Genomic DNA, 26,196 nt, shown 5'->3' on the forward strand with positions numbered 1-26,196 from the left:
GGAGGCCACCCCCGGATGGGTTCATCCACCGCCGGGAGCCGCAGTCCCCGCCGCCTGCCCACCCCCGTATCGGGTGGGTTCCGGCCTTTTCGCTGTCATGACATAACAGAGCGCCAACAATTCGTGCACGATAGGTGAAAGTAAAGACCAGACTCCCGCTTACCCTGACCTTTTCCGGAGGACCTCCGCAGCAATGTACGACGTCGACCCCACCGGCCTCGACGACACCAGCACGGTCGACGGTGTCATCGAGGTCGCCCTCGAACAGTTCTCCGAGCACGGCTTCCCGGAGACGAGGCTCGACAACATCGCCAAGATCTCCGGCATGTCCAAACGGATGATCCACTACCACTTCGGCGACAAGCGGGGCTTATACCACCGCTGTCTCGTGGCGGCGGTTGAGCGGATCACCCCGGCCGGGGAGGAGATGACGCTGGACACCACCGTCCCGGTGGAGGGGGTGACCAGGCTGGTCGAGGCCGTGTACTCCCGCCTCATCGAGAATCCGGACTGCGTCCGCCTGCTGGCGATGGAGAGCCTGCACAAGGTGATGAATCTCCGGGAGCTGGCGCATCTGCACAACCAGTCGGAGATCTCCCTCCACCTGGACCGGCTGCTCCTGATCGGCCAGGACGCGGGCGCCTTCCGTCCCGGGATCGCGGCGGAGGACCTGTTCTACCTGATGGGTTCCCTGGCCTTCTTCCGGCTGACCAACCAGGACCTGATGATCAACCTCTTCGACCTGGATCCCGCCAGCGCGGAGAACACCGGGGGCGTGCGCCGCCTGATGATCGATGCGGTGGTCTCCTTCCTCACCGCCAACATCCGGGACAGCGGGCACGACAGCTACCTGGTCACCGACATGGTCGGCGACGGTGAGCCGCAGTCCGCCCTCGGCATCTACGACGCCGAGGACCTCGATTAGGCGGTCTCCTTCTCCTCCCGGCCGAGCACCAGCTCCGGCTCCTCCTCACCGCGGACGGCGTCGGCGGTGATGATGACCTCGGCGATGTCGTCGCGGTCCGGGAGGTCGTACATCACCGGGACGAGCAGCTCCTCCATGATGGCGCGCAGGCCACGGGCCCCGGTCCCCCGCTCCAGTGCCTTGTCGGCGATGACCTCGAGGGAGTCCGGGGTGAAGGTGAGCTGGGCGTCATCCATCTCGAAGAGGCGCTGGTACTGCTTGACCAGGGAGTTCCGCGGCTCGGTGAGCACCTTGACCAGGGACTCCTGATCCAGGTTGTCCACGGTGGCCACGATGGGCAGACGGCCGATGAACTCGGGGATGAGGCCGAACTTCACCAGGTCCTCGGGGCGGACCTGGTCGAAGAGGTCCTGCTTCTCCCGCTCGGAGGCCGTCTCGATCTCCGCGCCGAAACCGAGGCCCTTCTTGCCCACGCGCTCCTGGATGACCTTCTCCAGGCCTGCGAAGGCACCGGCGACGATGAACAGGATGTTCGAGGTGTCCAGCTGGATGAACTCCTGGTTGGGGTGCTTGCGCCCGCCCTGCGGCGGGATGGAGGCGGTCGTGCCCTCCAGGATCTTCAGCAGGGCCTGCTGCACCCCCTCGCCGGAGACATCGCGGGTGATCGACGGGTTGTCGGACTTCCGTGAGATCTTGTCCACCTCGTCGACGTAGATGATGCCGCGCTGGGCACGCTGGACGTCGAAATCGGCGGCCTGCAGCAACTTGAGCAGGATGTTCTCCACGTCCTCACCGACGTAGCCGGCCTCGGTCAGGGAGGTGGCGTCGGCGATGGCGAAGGGGACGTCCAGCATGCGTGCCAGGGTCTGGGCGAGGTAGGTCTTACCGGAACCGGTGGGTCCGAGGAGCAGGATGTTCGACTTGGCGATCTCGATGTCCTCCGACTTCCGGCCCCGGCGGGTGCCGGCCGCGGCTGTCGCGAGCTCCTCCGTCCGGATGCGCTTGTAGTGGTTGTACACGGCGACGGCGAGGATGCGCTTGGCCTTGTCCTGGCCGATGACGTACTTGTCCAGGAAGGCCGAGATCTCAGAGGGGCGGGGAAGCTTGTCCTCCTTCTGCTCGGCGGCCTGGGCAGCACCGAGTTCCTCCTCGATGATCTCGTTGCACAGCTCGATGCATTCGTCGCAGATGTACACGCCGCCACCGGCGATGAGCTTCTTCACCTGCTTCTGACTCTTCCCGCAGAAGGAGCATTTCAGCAGGTCGGCGCTTTCTTGCATGCGTGCCATGAGGGGTATCTATCTCGCTTCGCTCGACTGTGGGGACGGGATGTCCCTTCACTCTAGTAGGAGGGGTCAAACCGGGGGAGACCGCCGGCGGCCCTCCCCTCCCATAACGGCCGGGCCATGGTTTTGTTCCCACCCGCAGACGCACAACCCCGCCGACCGCGGGTGCGGGGGCGGGGTCAGGCGTCGATAAGCGGTGGTTTTAAACCACGCCCTCGGCCACCTTGAAGGGGGCCTCGGTGACGGCGCGGACAGACTCCACGGTCTCACCCTCGGCGACCTGCAGCAGGGTCAGGCCCTCCTGCGGGTCGACGTCGAAGACGGCGTAGTTGGTGACGATCAGGTCGACACACTTCGCGCCGGTCAGCGGCAGCGCACACTCGCTCAGGACCTTCGAGGTGCCCTTCTTGGTCACGTGGTCCATCATGAGGATGATCTTCTGGGCGCCGTGGACGAGGTCCATCGCCCCACCCATGCCCTTGACCATCTTGCCCGGGATCATCCAGTTGGCCAGGTCGCCGTACTGGGAGACCTCCATGGCGCCGAGGACCGCGACGTCCACGGAGCGGGAGCGGATCATGGCGAAGGAGGCGGAGGAGGAGAAGTAGGAGCCACCCTCGGTGATGGTGATGGTCTCCTTGCCGGCATTGATCAGCTCGGGGTCGAGCTCGTCCTCGGTCGGGTACGGGCCGACGCCGAGGATGCCGTTCTCGGAGTGCAGCACAACCTCAAGGCCCTCGGGCAGGTAGCCCGGGATGAGGGTGGGCATACCGATGCCGAGGTTGACGTACTGGCCGTTCTCGAGCTCTGCGGCCACGCGTGCGGCCATCTGTTCCTTGGTCCAGGTCATTACTGGGTCACCGTCCTGTTCTCGATACCGGTCTCCTGCGGGCCGACCTCGACCACGCGGTTGACGTAGATGCCCGGCAGGTCGACCTCGCTGGGGTCGATGACGTCGACGAGGTGCTCGACCTGGGCGATGGTCACCTTGCCGCTCATCGCGGCATCCGGGTTGAAGTTCTGGGCGGTCCTGTTGAATACCAGGTTGCCGAAGCGGTCACCCTTGTGGGCATGGACCAGTGCGAAGTCCGCGCGGATGGACTCCTCGAGCACGTAGACCTGACCGTTGAACTCGCGGGTCTCCTTCGGCTCGGAGACCACGGCGACGGTGCCGTCGGTGTTGTAGCGCTGGGGCAGGCCGCCCTCGGCGACCTGGGTGCCCACACCGGCGGTGGTGTAGAAGGCCGGGATGCCGGCGCCACCGGCGCGCATGCGCTCGGCGAGGGTGCCCTGCGGGGTGAACTCCACGGTGAGCTCACCGGAGAGGTACTGGCGGGCGTACTCCTTGTTGGATCCCAGGTAGGAGCCGATGGACTTGGAGATCCGCTTGTCGGCCAGCAGCAGGCCGAGGCCGAAGCCGTCGGTGCCGAGGTTGTTGGAGATGATCGTCAGGCCAGTCGCGCCCTGCTCGCGGAGGGCGTCGATGAGGCGGGCGGGGATGCCGACCAGGCCGAATCCACCGACGGCGATGGAGGCACCGTCGTGGATATCGGCCACAGCCGCATCAGTTGTGGGAAGCGTCTTGTCAAGCATGCCCCAGACTGTACACTGGCGTTCACAAACTGCACAAGGGTTCACATCGCGAACCGGAAAGGAGTTGAACGTGGGCATCTCTGAGACACCGAACGTCCAGTCGCTGGTCCGCGGACTGTCGGTCATCCGGACCTTCAACGCGGACCGTCCCCGCCAGACCCTCGCCCAGGTGGCCGAGGCCACCGGCCTGGCGCGCGCCACCGCCCGCCGATTCCTCCACACACTGGTCACCATCGGCTACGCCGCCACCGACGGCACCGAGTTCTGGCTGACCCCGCGGGTCCTGGAACTCGGCTACAGCTACATGTCCGGCCTGGGCCTGCCCGCCATCGCGCAGCCCCGCCTGGAGGAACTCTCCCGCCGCATCGGCGAATCCAGCTCCCTGTCCGTCCTCGACGGACCCGACGTCGTCTACGTCAACCGCGTCCCGGTACGCCGCATCATGACGGTGTCCATCACCATCGGCACCCGTTTCCCGGCCTACGCCACCTCCATGGGCCGGGTCATCCTCGCGGGACTGCCCGCCGAGGAACTCGAGGTCTACCTGGCCGCCACCGAGTTCCGGGCCTTCACCCCCTCCACGATCGTCGACACCGACACCCTGCGTGCCGAGCTCGTGCGGATCCGGGAGCAGGGCTTCGCGGTCGTCGACCAGGAACTCGAACCCGGCCTGCGGTCGCTGGCGGCCCCCGTCCACTCGCCTTCTGGCAGGGTGGTGGCCGCGGTCAACGTCTCCACCCAGACGGTGGTGCACAACCTGGATGACCTGCACAACAGCATCCTCCCGGCGCTGCTCAACACCGCCGAACTCATCTCCGCCGACCTGGCGGCCACCGAACTCTTCTGATTGAACCGATGAAAGGAACCACGATGACCAACCCCACCGACATCGTCCTCTGCTCCCCGCTGCGCACCGCCGTCGGCGGCTACGGCGGACAGTTCACAGGCGTCCCCGTCCAGGAGCTGGCCGCCACCGTCGTGCGCGCCGTCGTCGAACGCACCGGCCTGAAGCCGGAGCACATCGACGACCTCATCCTCGGCCAGGCCTCCCCCAACGGTGCGGCCCCGGCACTCGGCCGTGTCGTCGCACTGGACGCCGGCCTGGGTGAGTCCGTGCCCGGCATGCAGCTGGACCGCCGCTGCGGTTCCGGCCTGCAGGCCGTGGTCACCGCAGCCGCGCACGTGGCCACCGGTGCCGCCGACCTCATCATCGCCGGCGGCGCCGAGTCCATGTCGCGCACCGAGTACACCGTCGACGCCGATGTCCGCTGGGGCAAGAAGGGCGGCAACATGGTCTTCCGGGACCGCCTCGCCGAGGCCCGTGAGACCGCCGGCGGCAGGAACCACCCCATCCCGGGCGGCATGATCGAGACGGCCGAGAACCTCCGCGAGCAGTACTCCATCCCGCGTGAGGCCCAGGACGAGATGTCCGTGACCTCCCACGCCCGCGCCATCGCCGCGCAGCAGGCCGGCACCTTCGCCGAGGAGATCGTCCCCGTCACCGTCCCGCAGCGCAAGGGTGACCCCCTGATCATCGACACCGACGAGCACCCGCGCGCCGACTCCAGCCTGGAGAAGCTGGCCAGGCTGCGCCCGATCATGGGCCGCCAGGACGCCGACGCCACCGTCACCGCCGGCAACGCCTCCGGCCAGAACGACGGTGCCGCCGCCATGATCGTGACCACCCGCGCCAAGGCCGAGGAGCTGGGCCTGACCCCGGCCGCCACCCTCAAGGGCTGGGCCGTCGCCGGTGTCGCCCCGGAGACCATGGGCATCGGCCCGGTTCCGGCCACCAGGAAGGTCCTCGATCGCCTGGGCATGACCCTCGACGACATCGACCTCATCGAGCTCAACGAGGCTTTCGCCGCCCAGGCCCTGTCCGTGCTCGCCGAGTGGGGCATCGACAAGGAGGACCCGCGCCTCAACCCGCTGGGCTCCGGCATCTCCATGGGACATCCGGTCGGCGCGACCGGCGCCCGCATGCTCGTCACCGCCGCCCACCAGCTGCAGCGCAGCGACGCCAAGACCGCCCTGGTCACCATGTGCATCGGCGGCGGCCAGGGCCTGGCAGCCGTCATCGAGAAGGAAGGCAACTAGTCCATGATCCTGCACCACGTTGAGTACGGCACCGAGCACGGCGGCGAGCCGATCGTCTTCCTCGGCTCCATCGCCTCCACCACCGACATGTGGCTCCCCCAGCTGGACGCCCTGTCCAGCACCCACCGCGTCATCGCGCTCGACCACCGCGGCCACGGCCATTCCCCCGACCCGGAGGTCTCCCCCGGCGAGACCACCTTCGACCACCTCGCAGCAGACGTGCTGGAGACCCTCGACAGCCTCGGCGTGGACAAGTTCGCCGTCGTCGGCCTGTCCCTGGGTGGCGCGCTCGCGCAGTACCTGACCGCAACCTCCCAGCGCGTCACCCGCGCGGCCTACCTGTGCACCGCCGCCTACTTCGGCGGCCCGGAGAAGTGGGATCCGCGTTCCGTGCTCACCCGCGCCGAGGGCATGGAGCCCATGGCCGACGGTGTCATCGGCCTGTGGTTCACCGACCAGTTCCGCGCCGAGAATCCGGCCACCACCGCCGCCTACCGGAACATGGTCACCTCCACCCGCGGCGTCGGCTACGCCTCCTGCTCTGATGCCCTGGCAACCTGGGATTTCAAGGACCGCCTCAAGGACATCACCGTGCCGGTGCTCGTGCTGGCCGGCACCGAGGACGAGTCCACCCCGCCCGCCGCGCTGCACACCATCGCTGACGGGGTCACCGGCGAAGCCACCTACGTGGAGGTCTCCCCCGGCGCACACGTGCCCACCGTGGAGTCCCCCGGGCAGGTCAACCAGGCTCTGGTGGAGTTCTTCAACTAACCCCCTGCTTATCGACGCCGCCGTGGCCCGGGTTTCCGGGCCACGGCGGCGTTGTCTGTTGGCGGGGTCACGATAAGAAAACAGGCCCTTGAGAATCTGGAGGGCGTAGCAGCGGCCGAAGGAAACTACTTCATTGCTGACATCGAACACCGTTGGACGAACGTGACAGTTGTCAGCCTTGGCTGGTGATCGCCGTGCCGACCACCCTGGTCCCGGAGAGCCGGTCATGGATGGTTCGACCGTCGCCCAGCACCGTGCCCAGGATCATGGCCGCGAGCAACGGGTAGGTGACAAACGCTACACCCAGCGTCAGGGGATCCTTTTTGTCGAAACCGCCGAAGACTGCGCCGATGGCCACCATATGTCCGAGTTGCCAGGGAATGGCGATTTTGAGGCAGTTGCGCGTCAGTGCCCGCCCGCAGGTGACCGGCGTGCCCGCTGTCTTCGTAACGATAAGGTGATGGCGACGCTTGCCTGGTGTCGCCCCTTGGCGGGCCTCCTGCCGGGCCGCCAGGAGAGCTGCGAGAATCGGGGGAACCACGCTAACGGCGTAGGCAAAGGACGGCTTTTTCCCCCAGCCGGTGATCTGCCCCACCACCCCGAGGGGGACGGTGGCTGCGGCCAGGCCCAGATAGGTACCACAGTCACGCAGGTATGCACGGGCGCGGGGAATCGCCAGGTAATGCATGGTGCCAGCGTAGCAAAACGCTGCCGGCCGCAGTGTACGAAGAATCTCTCCGGCCAGGGGACCCCAGGATCAACGCACGCTACATCCAGGAGAGCCGGAAAGCAGCACGTGGAAAGCGCTCTCCCACCCAGATGTTCCCCGCTACCGTAGAAACTTATCGCGAGTGGAACTGGAGAAGACTGATGAACGAATCGCAGCAGACTCCTGACAGGGCTGCACCGGGAGACAACAGACGGCTGTGGGTCATCCGGGCCGGCAGGAACGGGGAGCGGGAGGAGTTGTCCCAGCAGATCGGCGCAGTGGTTCCGGGATTCAGCAATGTCCCGGACCTCACGGATCTCAGTGACCGGCAGAAGATCAGTGCAGCGATCAAGGCACAGAACCCGGGGTACTCTGCAGCAGAGCTGGGAAGTTTCACCGGTCAGATGCACACCCTCCGGAACACTATTCGGCCGGGGGATCATATTCTCCTTCCCCTGAAGAAAGACTCCTCACGGATCCTGCTGGGGAAGGCCTCAGGCAGGTATTTCTACCGCGCAGGGGAAGCTGATCCGGAGGAACGCCACGCTCTGCCCGTGGAATGGCAGGACGCTATCCCACGCGCGGATCTCGGTACTGATCTGCTCGCATCCGTCAACGGAGCCCGTACGGTGTTCGAGATCAAACGGAACAACGCCGCCGAACGCCTGCAGGCAGTCCTCAACGGTGACCGGGATCCCGGAGACCCGGACGAGTCCAGCGGTAAAGAGGTTGCGGAACTCTATGAACCGGTTTCCCAGGACTGGATGCCCTTCTTCGCCGAACTGGCCGATGCCCTCCGCCCCTACGCTTCTGACCGGGCCACCCTCCTACAGAAGGTGGACGAGGTGGCCGTCGTCTCCGGCCGCCCGGCCCTCTTCGATTACCTCCGGCAGTGGACCGACCGAGGTGAAAAAGTCTTTGCCGAGGACATCGACCCCTTCACCCTTCTGGGAGTGATGAACAGAGGTATCTCGGGAGAGGCGCGACTCGCCGCCCGCCGGGGATTCGCTGAGGTGTTCCAACTCGACACTGAGATCCCGAAGGACTTCCACGGCATTCCCGTCCTGAACAACATGCGTTCACGTTTCGAGTCACGCGGAGACTCCGTAGCCTCCGGTTTCTATGACCGGACGTGGAAATTATTCGGGGCAGCCCTCGACTACTCGGCCGATCCTGCGGCGCACCGGGCGGCCTTCATCGAGGCCTTCGACGAGGCCACCCATTCCCGAAGTCCCTGGATGTACACCATCGGTCTCTACTGGATCCGGCCGGAGACCTTCCTCAACCTGGACGGCACAAACCGTCAGTTCCTCGGCTCTGCGGAGGTGAATCTTCCCGAGGACATCTCCTTCCCGAACTCCATGACGGGGGAACAGTACCTCCGCATCATTGAGGCGGTGCAGGAATGGCTGGACGGATCCACGGTTGAGCCGCCCAGCTTTCCTGCTCTGTCAGCCGTCGCCCACCGTTACGACCGCCAGCTCAGATCCAGCGAGGTGCAGGAAGCTGGAAGCACCACCTCCGAGGATTCCGGTCTTGAAGAGGCACCAGTCCATTCCCCTGTTCCAGAGGAGCCGGCGTATTCCACGGCCACGATCATCGACGAAGGTTCCTTCCTTCCTCTGGAGCAGCTCGACAAGATGATCAGACGCTGGCAGGAGAAGAAGAACCTGATTCTCCAGGGCCCACCCGGCACGGGCAAGACATGGCTCGCCCGGAAGTTGGCGAAGGCACTGACCGGTGATGAGAGCACGATCACCGCAGTCCAGTTCCATCCCTCAACTTCCTACGAGGATTTCATCCGTGGGTGGCGCCCCAGTGCCTCCGGGAGGTTGTCGCTGGAGGATGGTCCGTTCCTCCAGCTGATCAAGACCGCCATTGAACAGGAAGAGGACAAGCATGTGATCATCATCGATGAGATCAACCGCGGAGATCCTGCGCAGATCTTCGGGGAGATGCTCACCCTTCTTGAGGCGGACAAGCGGAGCAGCGAGTCGGCGCTCACTCCGCTCTATTCCACTGACCCCACAGAGACGATCCACCTCCCGGAGAACCTGTACGTCATCGGCACCATGAACCTCGCCGACCGGTCCCTGGCCATGGTGGACATGGCCCTGCGTCGCCGCTTCGCCTTCATCGACCTGGAGCCGCAGCTCAACGAAAAATGGCGGGCACACTGCCTCTCCCACGGGCGAGAGGCCGGGGCCGTCGACTCCATCAAGGACAGGATCGAACAGGTCAACACCATGATCCGGGAGGACCTCCATCTCGGGGACCACTTCCTCATCGGACACAGCTTCGTCACCCCCACCAGGAAAAGGAGGGAGCCCTCCGCCGAGCACACGATGAGATGGTTCGAGGACATCGTCGAGTCAGAACTCCTCCCCCTCCTGCGTGAGTACTGGTTTGATGCCCCGGACCGCCTGGCGGAGGCCCGATCTGTTCTCCTGGACTGACGATGACGTCTACTTCACTCACCGCGAAACCCGGCCCCAGTGAGTTCGTACCAATCCGCAATATCTGGTTGCTGCAGATCTACGCTTCGCACCTCTACCAACGCGGGGAAATCACGGACACGATGCTCGAGGATCCGGACGCCTCCCTCCCCATGCTCGCCACCCGAATGCTGTGTGAGGCGGTCCAGGATCGTCTCCGGCATGATCTGAGCAGAGGTTTCACCAGGACATCAGGTGTCCTGGGGCGGGTCCGGGGACGGATAGACCTCCTCCGTTCTGAACGGGACAGCCTGTTCGCCAAGGGACGCGTGGCCTGCGAATACAACGAAGTCACCGTGGACACCCCGGCCAACCAGTATCTCCGCCACGCCCTGGATGCTGCCGCAACCATGCTCCGCCAGCTCTCCCCTGCGCTGGCGGGGCCGGGCGACTCCCCCACCGACCTGGCCCATCGCTGCGCCATGCTCTCGCGGATGCTGGTGCAGTCCGGGGTTTCGCCGAGGGTTGCCCCGGCCGCACCTCCGCGATCAAACAACCGGCTCACCGCGCGGGACTCCACCGCGCTGGATACCGCACACCTGGTTCTCCGGCTTCAACTTCCCGGTGGTCAACGGGGGACGCAGAAGTTCCGGCACCCCCTCCACACAGAAAATCAGCTGCGGACCCTGTTCGAGGCGGCCTTGCTGGGGTTGTACCGGTTCCATCTGAGCCCGCTCGGCTGGGAGGTCCACGGCACCAGAGTCCTGCAGTGGCAGGTGGATGAGACCATGAGGGAACTCCCCCGCATGGAGACGGACATCACGCTGCTCAACCCGTCCGGTCAAAGAATCATCGCGGATGCCAAATTCACGGGGATCACCCACCGGAACTACGGCCAGGAACGTCTGCGGAGCCCTCATCTGTACCAGCTCTACGCCTACCTGATGTCCCAGCATGGTCGCGGTCCTGAATGGGATGAGGCTGCAGGAGTGATGATCTACGCCTCCCTGGGAGAGGATCGCGAGGTCACGATGAGCATCCAGGGACACCCCATGAAATTCAGCACCGTGGATCTGACCGGCACAGCCCGCACCATCAGGGAGCAGGCGTTGGCAGCAGTGTACTTCCCCTGACCAGAACACCACGACGCCGCCGTGGCCCGGAAACCCGGGCCACGGCGGCGTCCTCAAGCAGATCAGAAGGGGAACTGCGCCTGGCCCGGGGCCACGCCGACCCAGTGGGTGGTGGTGAACTCCTCGATGGCCCACTCACCGTTGAAGCGGCCCAGGCCGGAGTTCTTCTCGCCGCCGAACATGACGTGTGCCTCGTCGTTGACGGTGATGTCATTGACATGGGTCATGCCGGCCTCGATCTGGCGGGCGAAGTTCAGTCCACGCTGCAGATCCTGGGTGTAGACGGCGGAGGACAGGCCGAACTCGGTGTCGTTGGCCAGCTCGAGGGCGTGTGCCTCGTCCTCGGCCTTGATGATGCCGACGACGGGGCCGAAGATCTCCTCGCGGAACAGCTCCATCTCCGGGGTGACGTCGGCGAAGACATGCGGGGCGATGACGCGGCCCTCGATCGGGCCGGAGACGATCTCACGGGCCCCTTCGGTGCGGGCGCGCTCGATCTTCTCGGTGACCGAATGCAGCTGACTGTCGTTGATGACGGGGCCGACGACGGTGGCGTCATCAAGCTGGCTGCCGTAGGGCAGGGTCTTCACGCGCTCGGTGAAGGCGGCGACGAACTCGTCGTAGACCGGGGCCTGGACGATGATGCGGTTGACGGCCATGCAGATCTGGCCCTGGTGGAGGAACTTGCCCATGGTGGCGGCACCGACGGCCTGCTCCATGTCGGCGTCGTCGAGGATGACCAGCGGGGCGTTGCCACCGAGCTCGAGGGAGACCTTCTTCATGTGCTCGCCGCCGACGGCGGCACGGCCGACACCCTTGCCCACCGGGGTGGAACCGGTAAACGAGATCAGGCGCGGGACGGAATGCTCGACGAAGTGGTCACCGATCTCGGAGCCGGCACCCACGACGATGTTCAGCACACCCTCGGGGAGGCCGGCGGCCTCGAAGATCTTGCCCAGCAGCAGGCCACCGACGATCGGGGTATCGGAGGCCGGCTTGAGCACCACTGCATTGCCGCAGCCCAGGGCCGGGGCAACCGAACGCATCGACAGGGCGAAGGGGAAGTTCCACGGGCTGATGACGCCGACGACGCCGAGGGCCTCACGGAAGACGTAGTTGGCCTTGCCCGGGGAGTTCGACGGCAGGATCTGGCCGGTGATACGCGTCGGGAAGGTCGCGGCCTCACGCAGGGAACCGACCGCCAGGCCGGTCTCGATGTTGGCTTTGATGGCGGTGGAACCGGATTCGGCGCGGATCAGTTCGACGATGGCCGCGCGGTTGTCCTCGATGAAGTCTGCTGCCTTGTTGAGGACGGTGGCGCGCTGCTTCGGGGCGAGTGCGGCCCAGTCGGCCTGGGACTTCTGGGCCAGTTCATAGGCGGCGTCGACGTCCTCCGTGGAGGCCTGGCGGATGGTGGCGATGGTCTCGTTGTTGAAGGGGTTGGTGGTCTCCGCGGTGCGCTCGGAGGTGCCTTCACGCCAGCCGCCGATGTAGAGCTGCTCGGCGACGAGAGAGGAGTATGCGGTGGTGACGGTCATTATTCTCAGCTACTTTCGTTGTGGTTGTTGATCAGGTGTGGTGGTTCTACTGGTTGGTCTCGGAGACCTTGAGCACGGCCTTGATGGTGCCGCCCTCATGCGCATCGGCGATGGCCCGGTCGATCTCGTCGAAACCGTAGAGTTTGACCAGCCGGTCGAAGGGGAACCGGCCCTGGCGGTAGAGCTCGATCAGACCGGGAATGAGCTCGTGGCTGGTGGCGGAACCGCCCAGGGTGCCGACGATGTGCTTGCCAAACAGGGTGCGCATGTGGTCGACGGAGAAACGGGCCTGCGCCGGGGCACCGCCGACGAGGATGAAGGTGCCCATCAGACCGACGGCGTCGGCGGCCTGCTCGATGACGCGGATGCTGCCGGTGCAGTCGAGGACGTAGTCAGCCGGGCCGCCGCAGATCTCGGTGACGGCCTCGACGATGTCCTTGTCACGGGTGTTGACGGTGTGGGTGGCACCGAATTCGCGGGCCAGCTCGAGGCGGGAGTCCTGCAGGTCCATCGCGATGATGGTGGTGGCCGGGGTGTTGCGGGCGGCCATGATGGCGGCCAGGCCGACGGCACCCGCGCCGATGACCACGACCGACTCCCCTGGGCCGGGTTTGGCGGTGTTGAAGACCGCGCCCGCGCCGGTGGTGATGCCGCAGGCCAGGGGGCCGAGCAGCTCAAGGTCGAGGTCCTTGTCCACCTTGACCAGGGCGTTGGCGCGGGTCAGGGAGTAGGTGGCGAAGGAGGACTGGCCGAAGAAGTGCCCGGAGAGCGAGGAACCGTCCTCGCGGGTGTAGGCGGAGCTGCCCGCGTCGGGGCCGTGCAGGCGCACGCCGGCCAGCAGCTCCGCGCCGATGTTGAGGCAGTAGCGGTGCTCACCGCGGATGCAGTTGCGGCAGGTGCCGCAGTAGGGCCAGCCCATGATGACGTGGTCGCCCGGCTCGACGTTGGTCACGCCCGCACCGATCGACTCCACGACGCCGGAGCCTTCGTGGCCGAAGACACCCGGCAGTGGCAGCGGCATGTCACCGGACTGGGTGTTCAGATCGGTGTGGCAGACGCCGGTGGCCACGACGCGGACCAGGACCTCGCCCGGACCGGGACCGTCGATGTTGAGTGTCTCTCGGACAAACGGGGCATTGATCTCTTCCACCACATAGGCGTCGATCTTCATGTTCTGCTTCCTCCACTACGAATTTGTCGGTGGGATCTGCAGGCCCTGGGGCCTGATCCACATCACACATCATCATCGACGTGACACGTGACACTCCAGGACAGGAGTGCAGGACTTGTGGACCAGCAGCGCAGTCAGGCGGGAACGCGGCGGAACTCGCCCGGGGTGCAGCCGAATTCCTGCCGGAACACGCGGGTGAAATAGGAGGGGTCAGCGAAGCCGGACCAGCGGCCGACCTCCGACACCGACATCGTCGGGTGCAGGATCAGCAGTTCCTGGGCACGTCCCAGACGTCGTTGCCGGATGACCGTACCCACGGTGGTCTCGGCCTCCGCGAACAGGGCGTGCAGGGAACGGGTCGACATGAAGTGTGCTGCGGCGATCCGCCCCGGGCTGAGATCCTCGTCGAGGAGGTGGTCGTCGATCCAGGCGGTGATGTCCGCCCGCTGCTCAGCCCGCTGGTGCTCCGGAGAGGCGACAGGCGCCCCGACCGCGGAGCTGAAGAGCATGGTCAGCAGGTCGACGGTGCTGCGCACCATCTGCCGGCCATGCCCGCCGGTGAATTCATCCAGCCCGGATGCCACACCCTGCAGATAGGGCAGCACCACCCGGCCTGCCCCCTCCCCCGGGGTGAAACGCGCGGCGCTGAGATCAGCGTAACCCTGGCCCAGGCTGAGCAGGCGGGTCTTGGGCAGGACCATGATGAGGCTGTCGAAACCGGTGTCCGTCCAGATCCGGTAAGGCGCCATCGAGTCGTGCACGCCGAGCTGTCCGGGCCCGATGGTCTGCTCCCGGCTGCCCTGCCGGATCACCGCGGTGCCGTCGAGGACGTAGTAGATCTTCAGCGCCGAGTCATCCGGATCCACAGAGCCGGCGTACTCGACCTCGTGCCCGGAAACCTGCACGGTGGAGAAGACCAGATCATCGAACTGGCAGGAACGCATGTGGGCACGGAAATCCGTCCCGCCGCGCCGGGATACCGGGGCGACCGCCGCCTGCCGGCCCCCGCCGTCCTCGAACACAGGGCGGTAGACCCGCGTGATGCTCGCCCCGAAGTCGGTGGCGTCATCGAAGGTGGCGGCCTGCAGCGTGCCGGTACGTGCCATGGGTCGGTCACCTCACATCTCCGGGTCCGGGTTCACCGTCAAGGGTTCAGTGTAGGCAGAATCACCGCACACAGGTAGCCTTCAGCACATTATGGGTTCCCAGTATCTGCGGCACGTCCTGCGGCGGCTGCTCAGCCAGGCGGTCCTGCGGGTGTCCGCGGGGGAAGCGGGCTCGGTGCTGCTGATCACCGGGCCGGAGGGGGCGGGGCGTCGACAAGCACTCGATGCCGTGGCCGCCCGCCTCGCCGGGCACGGGCAGGTCCGGGTGCCGCTGTTCCGCTGGGACCGTAAGACCCCCGGCGCGCTGCGTGGCCAGCTGCCGAGCCCGCTGGCCGATGTCCTCGTGCTTGTCGACGACCTCCACTTCGCCGACGAGGCCTCCCTGCGCGAGCTCATCACCACGGCCCGCCGCCCGGATTCCACCGTTTCGGTCATCGCCACCGTTGACGGCGAGGAGCTGAACCAGCTGGCCACGGACGTGCTCGTCCTGCCGCCGCTGTCGCTGGCGGAGACCGCCGGTTATCTCGAATCGCTCACCGGCCGCCGCATCCCCGTGGCCACGGTGGAACAGGTCCACGCCCAGACCGGTGGCTGGCCGGGTCAGATCGAGAAGATCGTGGTCTCCGTGCCGGAGGGTGAACTCGCCCGGCGGGGCGCGCAGGAGCGTTCTGAGCATGAGAACCTCGACCGGGCGCTTGAGCTGACGGCCGATTTCGAGCTGCCCACCGCGGAGCTCTACCTCAACGAGTGCCGGCGCCTCGTCAACCCCGCCGAACAGGACAGTCTGCGCGGTTACCTGGCGCTCAACCGCGGCCTGCGCCGCCGCGCCCACCAGTTCCTCGCCCACCCGGGCCCCGATCCCCGGCACCGGGCCCGCGGGGTGCTGCTCGCCCTGGTCGACTGGGACCTGCCCGACGTGCAGGCCAAGGTCGCCGCCCTGCGTGCCGGTGCCCCCGCCTCCCCCGCGACCACCGAGGCCCGCGTCCTGGGTCTGGTCGCCGACGCCGCCGAATCCGGCCGCATGCCCGACTCCGACTTCGCGGTGGACTCGGTGCTCAACCGGCAGCGCCTGGACATGGTCCAGGGCTGGCTGGCCCTGACCTTCGACGATCCCCTCACCGCCCGGGAGAAACTCCAGCACTTCGGCGACCAGTCCCCGGCCGTCGGCCTGTGGCAGGACGCCTGGCTGGCGCGCACCCTCTACGTGCTGGGTGAATGGTCCGCAGCGGCCCGGACCGTGGAACGCGGCCTGGCCGCCGCCGAGGCCCGCGGTATGCACCTGCTCGAGCCGATGCTGCTGTGGACCGGTGTGCAGATCGCCGCGATGCAGGGTGATCAACTGCTGGCCCGCAACTACCTCCAGCGCCTGACGCTCGACGAGGACGCCTTCCTGCTGCAGTCCCTGCCCGCCGCAATGGGCCGGATGATCGTCGCCGCCAACAGCGCCGACCTGCCCACCGCCCTGCGCGCCGGTGAACAACTGGCCCGCACCGTGGCCTCCGCCGACACCCAGCACCCGGGTTTCTGGCCCTGGGAGGACGTCTATGCCCAGACTCTGATCCGGGCCGGACGCATCGACCGCGCCGACGAGGTGATCACGGGTGCCGAGGAACGGCAGGGTTCCTCGGGGCTGGTCTCGGTGATCGCGAAGAATGCGGTGCCCCGGGCGACGATCCAGATCCAGCGCGGCGATGTCGTCGCAGGTCTGCGCACCTTCGAATCAGCCGTCGAGTCCATCAGTGACACCCCCATGCCCGCCTACCAGTCCCGCATCCTCTTCGAATACGGCAAGGTGCTGCGCCGCCAGGGCCGCCGCCAGCGCGCCGACGAGGTCCTCTCACACGCCGCGGAGATCTACGCCCAGATGGAGGCCACCGTCATGGTCGAACTCTGCGCCGCTGAGCGCCGCATCGGTGGAGTGGGTACCCCACAGCACCTCAACCCCCACGGTCTGACACCCCAGGAGGAGCAGATCGCGGTGCGGGTGACCGAGGGCGCGACCAACGCCGAGGTCGCCCGGGAGCTGAGCCTGTCCACCAAAACCGTGGAGTACCACCTGACGCGGGTCTACCGGAAGCTCGGCGTGCGTTCCCGGCAGGGCCTGCGCGAGGTGCTCGGGCGGGGTTGACATCGGTGGGCCTTCGGCGGGTGAGATGTTGAGGGCCGTCTCACGGCCGGGGCGCGCAATATCTGGCTGCCACGGGATCACCCGGTGCGCATCATGCCTGTTCAATGGCCCTCGCTTGATGCGTCAAGGTAAGATGTTGCGCACCCCGGGAACGCGGAAACCCCGGATACCCGCAGTCATCCGGGGCGCACTCAGCATCCTGTTCAGGGAGCGGAGTGGATCACCGTCCGCTGGTACACCGGACGGGTGAAGGAGAACAGCACCGCGCCAAGCACGCCGACGATCGCGTAGGCGAAGAAACCCCACGGATGCGCCAGGCCCAGGCTGATGAGCAGTCCGCCGAGGAGCGGACCGGAGATCGCCCCCAGGCGGCCGATGCCGGCGGAGAAGCCCATCGCCGTGGCCCGCATGTTGGAGGGGTGGTTCTCCCCCACGAAGGCGTAGACGAGGTTCTGCGCGGAGAACACGAACACACCGGTGATGAACACCACCGCGTACAGCCCGAGCAGCGGCAGTTTGATGGCCATGAGCGCCAGGAAAACCGCGGAGGCCACGAACCAGACGATTCCGGTCGGGCGCGGGGAACGGATATCGGAGACCCGGCCCGCCAGGATAAGACCGGCAACGGCTCCGATGTTGAGCACCAGCAGGAAGCCCAGTGAGTTGCCCAGGTCGTAGTCGGCGGCACGCATGATCTGCGGCAGCCAGGTGTTGAGGCCGTAGACCAGGAGCAGGCCCATGAAGGAGGCGCCCCACACCGCCAGGGAGTTGCGACGGTACCTCGGGGTGAGCACGGAGGCCAGCGAGCTGCGCTGTTTATCGGCCTTCGCCTCCTCAGCTGCCTGCTGGTCAAGGGGGTCGGTCAGTTCCATTCCGTACTCGGCGGCGATGGCCTCGGCTTCCTTGATCCGGCCCTTGGCCAGCAGGTACTGCGGGGATTCGGGCAGCAGCCAGATCATGAGCGGGGCGAGGATGATGCCGGGGACGGCACCGATGATGAACAGGGACTGCCAGCCGAAGTCGTCGATCATGAGGATGGCCAGCAGGGCGGTGAGCACGGCACCGACGTGGTAGCCGGTCATCACGGTGGTGGTGGAGGAACCGGCCCTGGCCCGGCCGCGGAACTCGGTGACCATGGAGATGGCGGTGGGCAGGCAGCCGCCCAGGCCGACTCCGGCGAGGAAACGCAGGAACATGAGCATGAACACCGAATCGGCGAAGCCCATGCCCAGGGTGAGGATGGAGAAGGCGAAGACGGAGCCGATCATGACCCAGCGGCGGCCGAGTTTATCGGTCAGCGCGCCGATGGTGAGGGCGCCGATGGTCATGCCGATGAGGCCGGCGGTGACGATCTGGGTGCCCTCGCCGGCGGTGACCTGCCAGGCGGGGTCCTCGATCATCGAGGGCAGGACGGCGCCGATGACGACCATGTCGAAGCCGTCGAGAAGCACTGCCACCCAGCACAGGAGGGTGACCATGAACGTGGAACGGGCGGCACCGGATCGGTTACCGGTCCGGGCCGCCGTCGTAGAGGTGGTGCTCATTTAGATGTCGAACTCCGGCAGGTCGAGGCCGACGTACTGCTCGGCGAGGTACTTCCGGCCGGCATCGGTGGCCAGGACGGAACGCAGCTCGGCGCGGCTGCGCTGGGTCTGGAAGTAGGGCTGCTCGGGCACGGTGTGGAACATCGACGACATCCAGTAGGAGAAGTGCTGGGCCTTCCATACGCGCGGCACGGCAAGCGCCGAGTACTGGTCGAGGAGGTCGGTGTTGTTCTTCTTGATGGCACGCGCCAGGGCCGGGGCCAGGACGGAGACGTCGGCGACGGCCAGGTTCAGGCCCTTCGCGCCGGTGGGCGGCACGGTGTGGGCGGCGTCGCCGGCGAGGAAGAGGCGGCCGCGCTGCATCGGGTCGGTGACCGCGGAGCGGAAGCGCAGGACGGCCTTGTCGAAGATCTCGCCTTCGGAGACGCGCAGGTCATCGCTGCTGACGCGCTTGTGTAGCTCCTCCCAGATGCGCTCATCCGACCACATGTCGATGGTGTCCTCGGGGTTGCACTGCAGGTAGTAGCGCTGGACGGTGTCGGAGCGGGTGGAGATCAGCGCGAAGCCGTCGGGTGAGTTGGCGTAGATCAGTTCCTTCTGGGTCTTCGGCGCGTTGACCAGGATGCCGAACCAGGCGTAGGGGTACTGGTGGCGGGAGCGCACGGCACCGGGTTGCTCGGTGATGAGCTTGCGGTTGGGTGAGTTGGAGCCGTCGCCGGCCATGACGTAGTCGGCGGTGAGCTGCTGCTGTGCGCCGGCCTCGTCGGTGTAGGTGATGGTGACCTGGTCGCCGTCATAACCGGTGACCTCGTCGACGGTGGTGTTGAAGAGGATGGGCTGTCCGTCCTCGAGGCGGCGCGCGATGAAGTCCTTGAGGTATTCGTGCTGCGGGTAGACGGCCATGTGGTGGCCGGTCAGGCCGGCGAGGTCGATGCGGGTGCGCTGGCCGTCGATGGCCAGCTCGATGGCGTCGTCGATGTCGGCCTCGCGGTCCATGCGCTCGCCGACGCCGGTCTCGCGCATGAGGCGCATGGTGCCCTGTTCGAGGACGCCGGCGCGGACGGTCTCCTCGACGTCCCGGCGGGAGCGGGACTCGAAGACGACGGATTCGATGCCGTAGTTGTGGTGGAGCAGGTGGGCCAGGGTGAGGCCGGCGGGGCCGGCGCCGATGATGGCGACTGGGGTGTGGGTCATGTCGGTGTCCTTTTATCCGGGGTCAGTTGTCTTCGAGTTCTGCGGCGGCTGCGGAGAGCAGTTTGAAGCCGTGGTTGGAGTTGGGGACACCGGCGTAGACGGCGGTGTGGAGCAGGACCTCACCGATCTGCTCGGCGTCGACTCCGGCGCGCAGGGCGGCGCGGATGTGCATGTCCAGTTCGCCGTCGTTGCCTACGGCGGTGAGGATGGCGATGGTGAGCAGGCGGCGTTGGGTGTGATCGAGCCCGTCACGGTTCCAGATGTCACCCCAGGCGGTGCGGGTGATGAAGTCCTGGAATTTTTCGGTCACCGGGGTCTGCTTGGCGACGGCCGCGTCCACGTGCGCGTCCCCGAGTACCGCGCGGCGGTTGCGCATGCCGACCTCGTGGGCGGCGGCGCGGCCCTGTTCGTAGTTCTCGCTCATTATCGGTCCCCTTCCAGGATGATGTCGGTGATCTCGGGGGCGTGGCCGAGGTTGGTGTGGGCCACCTTCTCCCCCATCGTGTCGGTGCGGATCTGCAGCCCGTCGAGGCTGGCGTGGATGCGGCTGACGGCTGAGGCGGTGGCGGCGAGCAGGTCGCGCAGGGTCTGCCATTCGGCGTGCCAGCTTCCCGTCCCGCGCTGCCAGCGGCAGTCGAGGGTGTCGAGCATGGTGGCCGCCAGGCCCGGGGTTCGGCGGGCATAACCGTCGCAGGCGACTGCGGCGGCAGGGTTGGCCTTGTGCGGCATGGATGAGCTGCCGCCGGGGCTGCCCTCGGCGAGCTCGGCGATCTCGGTGGCCGAGGAGGCGATGATGTCGCCGGCGATCTTGCGCACACTGCCTGCGACAACGGCGGCGGCCAGGCCGACGTCGACGAAGGGCTGGCGGTTGGTGTGCCAGACCAGGGGCCGGTCGGCCAGTTCCAGCAGCTGGGCGAGCCGGTCGTGGATGGCGATGCCGTCGGGGTGGGTGGCCACGAGGTTGCCGGTCGCACCCGCGTACTGCACGGGCAGCGCGGCGGCGGTCTCCCGCAGGCGCGCGGCCGCGGAGCGCACGCCCTCGAGCCAGCCTGCGGCGATGAGCCCGAAGCTGGTGGGCAGGGCCTGCTGGCCCAGGGTGCGGCCCATCACCGGCGTGCTGCGGTGGGTGCGGGCGAGCGCCACGAGGAGCTTCTCGACATCGCGCAGCACCCGGTCGATCTCTCCGACGGCGCGGCGGGCGCACAGGGCCAGGGCGGTGTCGATGGCGTCCTGGCTGGTGGCCCCGACGTGGATGCCGGAGGTGTCCTCGACGCGCTGTTTGAGGGCGACGGCCAGCGGGATGGCGGGGTTGGCGCCGGCGGTGGAGGCCGTGGCGATGTCGGCGACCTCGTAGGTGTAGGCGTCGATGGCCTCGCGTGCCAGGGCGGCGGACTCCGGGCTGATGCGGCCGGTGTGCTCGGCGGCGTCGGCGAGCGCGCGCTCGAATTCGAGGATGGCGTCGAGGAAGGCGCGGTCGGAGAGGTGGGCTGCGGCGGCGATGTCACCGCCGGCGTGGTCGCTGTAGAGGGATCGGCTCAGGTCAGACACGGAAGAACGGGGTCTCCTTGTTCGGGTCCTCGTGCTGCATGACGATGTTCATGCGGTAGCCGCCCGCGGCCGGCTCGGCGATGAGCAGCTCGCGGCGGGGGGCGTCGACAAGCTGCAGGACGGGGTCGGTGGCGTTGGCCTCCGCGTTCTCGGGCAGGTAGAGGCGGGTGTAGAGGCGCTCGAGCATGCCGCGGGCGAAGACGCCCAGCTTGAGGTGCGGGGCCTCCTCCTCCGTGCCGCCGGGCACGAGGGTGGTGAAGGTGACGCTGCCGGTCTCATCGACCATGCCCCGGCCCACGCCGCGGAAGCCCTCGTCGGTGGTGGTGTTGTAGGTGCCGTCGGGGCGGGTCTGCCAGACCTCGATCATGGCGTCGGCGATGGGGTCACCGTTGCCGTCGATGACGGTGCAGGTGACCTCGACGGCACCCTCGGTGCCGGCGGGGACGAGCTGCTCCGAGTCCTCCAGGGTCAGGCCGATGTGGACGTAGGGTCCGACGGTCTGGGAGGGGGTGATGCCGAATTCCGCCTCGTCCTGGTCGCGGATGCCGGAGACCTCGTAACGGAATTCGCCGGTCTTGTGGGTGTCGATCATTTCTCTGCTGCTCCTGGTTTTGTGAGGGGTCGGTCTACTCGAAGGGGGTGGCGTTCTTACCGCGCAGGACGATGTCGAATTTGTAGCCGACGGCGTAGTTGGGGCGGGTCTCGTCGTAGTCGAAGACGGCGATCATGCGCTCGCGGGCACCGGCGGGCACGGAGTTGTAGATCGGGTCCTGGAAGAACATCGGGTCGCCGGGGAAGTACATCTGGGTGACCAGGCGCTCGGCGAACTGGCGGCCCCAGAGGGAGAAGTGGATGTGGGCGGGGCGCCAGGCGTTGTGGTGGTTGCCCCACGGGTACATGCCGGGCATGACGGTGAGGAAGTTGTAGTTGCCGTTCTCGTCGGTCATGGTGCGGGCCACGCCGTTGAAGTGCGGGTCGAGCGGGGCCGGCCAGGAGTCGTTCTTGTGGCGGTAGCGGCCGGCGGCGTTGGCCTGCCAGGCCTCGATGAGGGTGTGGGGCACGGGCTTGCCGTCCCAGCCGAGGACGCGGCCGTGGACGAAGATGCGCTGGCCGATGGCCTCGCCGCCGTTGGCCTGGGTCATGTCGTTGTCCAGGCCGCCGAGGTCACGGTCGCCGAGGACCGGGCCGGAGAGCTCGCCGAGGCGCTCCGGGACCATGATCAGCTCGTTGGTGGGGTTGCGCTTGATCGTGGTGCGGTACTCGGGGAAGTGGAGAGGCGCGAAGAAGCCGTCGGTGGCGGCGTTGAGTGCGGTCATGGTGATGCCTTCCTGCATGTCCATCGGTAGTGATGGGGGTCACGATAGGGCGGGGAATCACAGCAACGCAAGACGCGCGCACAGCGAACGGGCAGCCACTCAGCGAAAACGCGCTGGCCAGCGGGTTTCGCTCCCCGATCTGACCCAGGGGTTAGTTAGGGGTGCACATCAGGGTCGCCCCACTCCGCCTATCGTAATACCTGAATAAAATAGGGGGTCCGCTGAATATATCTCCGGTTCCGGGCCGGTGGGTGTCGTAATCTTCGATCGTTCCCAGCCGTTCGCCACTGCCTTCCACCGGAGCCCCGGCACCCGATGCGCAGCCGCAGATCCCGAAAGACGTCTCATCCTCGTGGATATCCGACAGCTCATCGACACCACCCGCATGACCGCCTACCAGTGGTTCATCATCGGCCTGGCCTGTTTCCTCAACGCCCTCGACGGGTATGACCTCGTCGCCATGGCGTTCACCTCCTCCGCCGTCTCCGAGGAATTCGCCCTCAGCGGCGCCCAGCTCGGCTGGCTGCTGTCCTCCGCCCTCATCGGCATCGGCATCGGCTCGCTCTTCCTCGCACCCCTGGCCGACCGCTACGGACGCCGCACCCTCATCCTCGTGGCCCTGACCATCGACCTGCTCGGCCTGAGCATGTCGGCGCTTTCCGACACCTACGGAGAGCTCCTGCTGTGGCGCGTGGTCACCGGCATCGGCGTCGGCGGCATCCTCGCGTGCGTGACGGTGGCGGTCTCGGAGTTCTCCAACCTGCGTTTCCGCGGGCTGACCATCTCCATCTACTCCGCCGGCTACGGCCTCGGTGCCTCCCTGTGCGGCGTGCTCGCCGCCCAGCTCATCCCCACCCACGGCTGGCGCTCCATCTTCTTCATCGGCGCCGGGCTCACCGGCCTCGCCCTGGTGATCACCTTCTTCACCCTCCCCGAATCCGTCGACCACCTGCGCAACCGCGGCCAGGAGAACAAGGTCCGCGCCATCGCCGCGCGCATCGGTAAAACGGAGGAGTTCACGGTGGCCCCCGCGGCCGCGGAAAAGCACTCCGCCGGCCTCCGGGAGCTCTTCCGCGGCCCCCTCCTCGCCACCACCATCAAGCTGTGGATCGCGTTCTCCCTGATCACCGCAGGTTTCAACTTCGCCAACCAATGGACCCCGAAGCTGCTCACCGAATACGGACTGTCCGCCCAGCAGGGCATCATCGGCGGCATCATGCTCTCCTTCGGTGGCACCATCGGTTCCCTGATCTACGGCGCCCTGACCACGCGTATCGACGCCCGCCGCCTCCTCATCATCTTCTCCCTCCTCTCCGCCGTGGTGCTGGTCGGCTTCATCTCCGCCGCCAACTGGCCCGGTCTCATGTTCGCCCTCGGCGTGGGCGTGGGCATGCTGCTCAACGCCTGCGTGACCGGCATGTACACCGTCACCCCGCAGGCCTACCCCGCTGCCCTGCGCACCAGCGGCGTCGGCTCCGCCATCGGCATCTCCCGCGGCGGCGCGGTGCTGGCACCCATCGCCGTCGGCTACCTGCTGGACGCCGGCTGGTCCCCCACCGCCCTCTACGTCACCGCCGGCGCCCTGGTCGCGCTGACCGCCATCGCCATGATCGGCGTGCGCGAATACACCGCCCCTGTGGCCGCCACCACCCCCGTGGAGAACGCGGACGCGGACCGCGCACCCGCCCATTCCTGAGGGACAGGGTGTGTCGGCGGGCATCGGCGCAGCCGGTCCCCTACCCTCCATGGTTGGCCGTGGGCGCACCACGCGTGCGCCTGCGGCTTTTTCATTGACCCGTTATCTATCTCTGGAGGCACAGATGCTCCGCAAGTCCCTTATCGCACTCGGCACCACCGCGCTGATCATGTCCGGCGCCACCGCAACCGCCAACGCCCAGTCCGCAGCCCCGTACCCGAGCTCCGAGGTCGCCGTCGCCCCGTCCTGGATCCAGACCGTCCAGAGCATCGTCCCGGGTGCACCGGCCGACCAGATCCAGGCCGGCACCCAGATCGGTATCGCCTGGGCCGTGTGGCGTCTGGCCTCCTCCGTGATCTAGACGAGGCACACAAAAAAGCCGCATCCGTGTACCACGGATGCGGCTTTTCCTGTCCTTCTCAGCCCGGGTAGGGGCTCAGGGGCTCCACGGTGACCTCCAGCCAGGGATGCAGCGGCAGCGCGGCGATGCGCTGGTGGAGGGTGTCGTGGTCGGGGGCGTCGACAAGCACGACGAGGTTGTCACCGCCTGTCCCACGCCACACCTGCGGCCAGGCCGCGAGGTGTTCGCGGCTGCGGTCCCGCAGATCGGCGCGGACCTCGGGGTCCATGTCGCCGGGCAGGTCCGCGCGCAGGCGCACGAGAAAGGTGGACACTACTTACGGGTGAAGTGGTTGATCTTGTCCCAGTCCGGCTCCAGGCCCAGGCCCGGGCCCTCCGGCAGCCTGGCCACGCCGTCCTCGTAGACGATGTCGGTGGTGGTGTAGGACTCCTTGAGCAGCATCGGGCCGAAGAGCTCGGAACCGTAGTTGACCGCCGGGGTGGAGCACGCGAAGTGCAGGGAGGCGGCGGTGCCGAAGGGGCCCTCCAGGGAGGTGGCGCCGTGGCAGGCCAGGCCGCCGGCCTCCGCGATGGCGGCGACCTTCTTGGACTCGAGCAGGCCACCGAGCTTGGTGGTCTTCAGTGCGATGACGTCGGCGGCCTCCTCACGGACAACAGCCAGGGCGTCCGCCGGGGAGCAGACCGACTCGTCGGCCATGACCGGCACGCCGATGCGGCGGGTGATCTCACGGAGGGTGGCCAGGTCGTGGGCCGGGGTCGGCTGCTCGAAGAGGTCGAAGCCGGCATCGGCGAGCACCGGCAGGTACTTCAGGGCGGTCATGCGGTCCCAGCGGGCGTTGACGTCGATACGCAGGCTGACCTTGCCGTCGAGCTCGCGGGCGAGTTCCGCGATGCGGTGGGTGTCCACCGCCGGGTCACCGGAACCCATCTTCAGTTTGAAGGACTTGTGGCCGTGGGAGGCGATGCGCTCCTCGATCTCAGTGAGGGCTTCATCCAGGGGCAGGACGCCCAGGGCCCAGGTCAGGTCGATCTCGTCGCGGACGCGGCCGCCGAGGAGGTCGCGGACCGGGATGTCCAGGGCGCGTGCCCAGGCATCGTGCATGGCCACGTCACAGGCGGACTTGGCGAAGCGCATGTTGGCCACGGACTTCTCGAAGTCGTTCATGATGCCGGCCAGCTCGTTGACGTTGCGGCCGACCATGATCGGGGCCAGGTTGCCGTCGATGATGACCTTCATGGTCTCGGCGTTCTCGCCGCCCCACCAGGCGCCACCGGGGACAACACCCTCGCCGTAACCGGTCACGCCGCCCTCCAGGGTGACGGAGACCAGCAGGATCGGCTGGGCCGTCGCGGTGTAGGTGGCGAAGCCGTGCGGGCGGAAGAGGGGGACGTCGAGAAGCCGGGTCTCAACCTTGGCGATCTTCAGATCAGACATTCATAATCCTTTGGGTGGTAGATGAAGAAACGGGAAACGCCCCATTCCCCCCTGCAAGCATAGGGAAATGGGACGTGACCTCAACTATCGGGACGAAGAACTAGTCTTCCTTGTCCAGGGCGAAGCCGTACTCGACAACGTTGTAACCGGTCTCCGGATCGTTCTTCGGATCCAGCAGCAGCTCCGGCTTCACGGCGGTGGCGACATCGTT

24 protein-coding genes and 1 pseudogene are annotated in these 26,196 nt (G+C 67.0%); 9 read left to right on the top strand and 16 right to left on the bottom strand.

From position 1 onward, the window contains the following. Window positions 1-193: 193 nt before the first annotated feature. Window positions 194-925 carry a TetR/AcrR family transcriptional regulator gene (locus tag NYP18_RS11220; protein ID WP_259428284.1) on the top strand — a complete coding sequence of 244 codons (732 nt, stop codon included), beginning with the start codon at window positions 194-196 and terminating at the stop codon, window positions 923-925. Here the strand turns inward: NYP18_RS11220 and clpX are convergent. The 3 genes from clpX to NYP18_RS11235 all read right to left on the bottom strand — a co-directional run bounded on the left by clpX (window position 922) and on the right by NYP18_RS11235 (window position 3,804). Further along, a complete protein-coding gene (gene clpX / locus NYP18_RS11225) occupies window positions 922-2,214 on the bottom strand; it encodes an ATP-dependent Clp protease ATP-binding subunit ClpX (protein WP_259428285.1) in 1,293 nt (430 codons plus the stop codon). The genes NYP18_RS11220 and clpX overlap by 4 nt on opposite strands. Before the next feature lie 199 nt (window positions 2,215-2,413). Continuing rightward, window positions 2,414-3,061, bottom strand: coding sequence for a 3-oxoacid CoA-transferase subunit B (locus NYP18_RS11230; protein ID WP_259428286.1), 648 nt, complete (start codon window positions 3,059-3,061; stop codon window positions 2,414-2,416). Beyond that, window positions 3,061-3,804, bottom strand: coding sequence for a CoA transferase subunit A (locus tag NYP18_RS11235; protein ID WP_259428287.1), 744 nt, complete (start codon window positions 3,802-3,804; stop codon window positions 3,061-3,063). The genes NYP18_RS11230 and NYP18_RS11235 overlap by 1 nt, the downstream gene beginning before the upstream one ends. A 70-nt stretch (window positions 3,805-3,874) precedes the next feature. Here NYP18_RS11235 and NYP18_RS11240 point away from each other — a divergent pair, with 70 nt between their 5' ends. Genes NYP18_RS11240 through pcaD form a run of 3 tightly spaced genes read left to right on the top strand, consistent with a single transcriptional unit; the run spans window position 3,875 to window position 6,672 of the window. Continuing rightward, window positions 3,875-4,651 (top strand): IclR family transcriptional regulator domain-containing protein, encoded by a 777-nt coding sequence (locus NYP18_RS11240; RefSeq protein WP_259428289.1) that lies wholly within the window; start codon window positions 3,875-3,877, stop codon window positions 4,649-4,651. A gap of 23 nt (window positions 4,652-4,674) precedes the next feature. Continuing rightward, window positions 4,675-5,901: an acetyl-CoA C-acetyltransferase gene (locus tag NYP18_RS11245; RefSeq protein ID WP_259428290.1), complete on the top strand. Its 1,227-nt coding sequence runs from the start codon at window positions 4,675-4,677 to the stop codon at window positions 5,899-5,901. A gap of 3 nt (window positions 5,902-5,904) precedes the next feature. Continuing rightward, window positions 5,905-6,672 (top strand): 3-oxoadipate enol-lactonase, encoded by a 768-nt coding sequence (gene pcaD, locus NYP18_RS11250; RefSeq protein WP_259428291.1) that lies wholly within the window; start codon window positions 5,905-5,907, stop codon window positions 6,670-6,672. 172 nt (window positions 6,673-6,844) lie between these two features. Here pcaD and NYP18_RS11255 read toward each other — a convergent pair whose 3' ends face one another. After that, entirely contained in the window at window positions 6,845-7,360 is a 516-nt protein-coding gene (locus tag NYP18_RS11255) for an RDD family protein (protein ID WP_259428292.1), read from the bottom strand. Between the two features lie 182 nt (window positions 7,361-7,542). Between NYP18_RS11255 and NYP18_RS11260 the strand changes: the two genes are divergently transcribed. After that, window positions 7,543-9,837, top strand: a complete 2,295-nt coding sequence (locus NYP18_RS11260; RefSeq protein WP_259428293.1) for an AAA family ATPase — start codon at window positions 7,543-7,545, stop codon at window positions 9,835-9,837. Between the two features lie 2 nt (window positions 9,838-9,839). Beyond that, complete coding sequence (locus NYP18_RS11265; protein ID WP_259428294.1) at window positions 9,840-10,949, top strand: 5-methylcytosine restriction system specificity protein McrC; 1,110 nt, start codon at window positions 9,840-9,842, stop codon at window positions 10,947-10,949. 62 nt (window positions 10,950-11,011) lie between these two features. Here the strand turns inward: NYP18_RS11265 and NYP18_RS11270 are convergent, their stop codons facing one another. The 3 genes from NYP18_RS11270 to NYP18_RS11280 all read right to left on the bottom strand — a co-directional run bounded on the left by NYP18_RS11270 (window position 11,012) and on the right by NYP18_RS11280 (window position 14,764). Continuing rightward, the gene (locus tag NYP18_RS11270) at window positions 11,012-12,487 is read right to left on the bottom strand and encodes an aldehyde dehydrogenase family protein (protein ID WP_259428295.1); all 1,476 of its coding nucleotides are present in this window, start codon (window positions 12,485-12,487) and stop codon (window positions 11,012-11,014) included. A gap of 46 nt (window positions 12,488-12,533) precedes the next feature. Next, the gene (locus tag NYP18_RS11275; protein ID WP_259428296.1) at window positions 12,534-13,658 is read right to left on the bottom strand and encodes an NAD(P)-dependent alcohol dehydrogenase; all 1,125 of its coding nucleotides are present in this window, start codon (window positions 13,656-13,658) and stop codon (window positions 12,534-12,536) included. A gap of 134 nt (window positions 13,659-13,792) precedes the next feature. Continuing rightward, window positions 13,793-14,764, bottom strand: coding sequence for an AraC-like ligand-binding domain-containing protein (locus tag NYP18_RS11280; RefSeq protein WP_259428297.1), 972 nt, complete (start codon window positions 14,762-14,764; stop codon window positions 13,793-13,795). Window positions 14,765-14,855: 91 nt separating this feature from the next. On the opposite strand from NYP18_RS11280, the gene NYP18_RS11285 reads away from it, so the two are divergent. Further along, window positions 14,856-16,892 (top strand): helix-turn-helix domain-containing protein, encoded by a 2,037-nt coding sequence (locus tag NYP18_RS11285; protein ID WP_259428298.1) that lies wholly within the window; start codon window positions 14,856-14,858, stop codon window positions 16,890-16,892. Window positions 16,893-17,095: 203 nt separating this feature from the next. Here NYP18_RS11285 and NYP18_RS11290 read toward each other — a convergent pair whose 3' ends face one another. The 6 genes from NYP18_RS11290 to pcaH are packed head-to-tail and all read right to left on the bottom strand — an operon-like array spanning window position 17,096 to window position 22,494. Continuing rightward, window positions 17,096-18,436 (bottom strand): MFS transporter, encoded by a 1,341-nt coding sequence (locus tag NYP18_RS11290; RefSeq protein ID WP_439648087.1) that lies wholly within the window; start codon window positions 18,434-18,436, stop codon window positions 17,096-17,098. Next, window positions 18,437-19,630, bottom strand: coding sequence for a 4-hydroxybenzoate 3-monooxygenase (locus tag NYP18_RS11295; RefSeq protein ID WP_259428299.1), 1,194 nt, complete (start codon window positions 19,628-19,630; stop codon window positions 18,437-18,439). 22 nt (window positions 19,631-19,652) lie between these two features. Then, window positions 19,653-20,054 (bottom strand): 4-carboxymuconolactone decarboxylase, encoded by a 402-nt coding sequence (gene pcaC / locus NYP18_RS11300; protein ID WP_259428300.1) that lies wholly within the window; start codon window positions 20,052-20,054, stop codon window positions 19,653-19,655. After that, the gene (locus NYP18_RS11305; RefSeq protein WP_259428316.1) at window positions 20,054-21,169 is read right to left on the bottom strand and encodes a lyase family protein; all 1,116 of its coding nucleotides are present in this window, start codon (window positions 21,167-21,169) and stop codon (window positions 20,054-20,056) included. The genes pcaC and NYP18_RS11305 overlap by 1 nt, the downstream gene beginning before the upstream one ends. Before the next feature lies 1 nt (window position 21,170). Then, window positions 21,171-21,770, bottom strand: coding sequence for a protocatechuate 3,4-dioxygenase subunit alpha (gene pcaG, locus NYP18_RS11310; protein ID WP_259428301.1), 600 nt, complete (start codon window positions 21,768-21,770; stop codon window positions 21,171-21,173). 34 nt (window positions 21,771-21,804) lie between these two features. Then, window positions 21,805-22,494 (bottom strand): protocatechuate 3,4-dioxygenase subunit beta, encoded by a 690-nt coding sequence (gene pcaH, locus NYP18_RS11315; protein WP_259428302.1) that lies wholly within the window; start codon window positions 22,492-22,494, stop codon window positions 21,805-21,807. Window positions 22,495-22,846: 352 nt separating this feature from the next. On the opposite strand from pcaH, the gene NYP18_RS11320 reads away from it, so the two are divergent. Both NYP18_RS11320 and NYP18_RS11325 read left to right on the top strand, forming a co-directional pair. After that, entirely contained in the window at window positions 22,847-24,190 is a 1,344-nt protein-coding gene (locus tag NYP18_RS11320; protein WP_259428303.1) for an MFS transporter, read from the top strand. Window positions 24,191-24,314: 124 nt separating this feature from the next. Then, complete coding sequence (locus NYP18_RS11325; RefSeq protein ID WP_259428304.1) at window positions 24,315-24,551, top strand: hypothetical protein; 237 nt, start codon at window positions 24,315-24,317, stop codon at window positions 24,549-24,551. 58 nt (window positions 24,552-24,609) lie between these two features. Here the strand turns inward: NYP18_RS11325 and NYP18_RS11330 are convergent, their stop codons facing one another. From NYP18_RS11330 to NYP18_RS11340, 3 genes and pseudogenes are all read right to left on the bottom strand, one after another. After that, complete coding sequence (locus tag NYP18_RS11330; RefSeq protein ID WP_259428305.1) at window positions 24,610-24,864, bottom strand: muconolactone Delta-isomerase family protein; 255 nt, start codon at window positions 24,862-24,864, stop codon at window positions 24,610-24,612. After that, window positions 24,864-25,985, bottom strand: coding sequence for a muconate/chloromuconate family cycloisomerase (locus NYP18_RS11335; protein ID WP_259428306.1), 1,122 nt, complete (start codon window positions 25,983-25,985; stop codon window positions 24,864-24,866). The genes NYP18_RS11330 and NYP18_RS11335 overlap by 1 nt, the downstream gene beginning before the upstream one ends. Before the next feature lie 100 nt (window positions 25,986-26,085). After that, a pseudogene (locus tag NYP18_RS11340) lies at window positions 26,086-26,196 on the bottom strand (catechol 1,2-dioxygenase); the annotation flags it as partial.

The sequence above is a fragment of the Corynebacterium lemuris genome (assembly GCF_024919295.1).
GTDB classification, from domain to species: Bacteria; Actinomycetota; Actinomycetes; order Mycobacteriales; family Mycobacteriaceae; genus Corynebacterium; species Corynebacterium lemuris.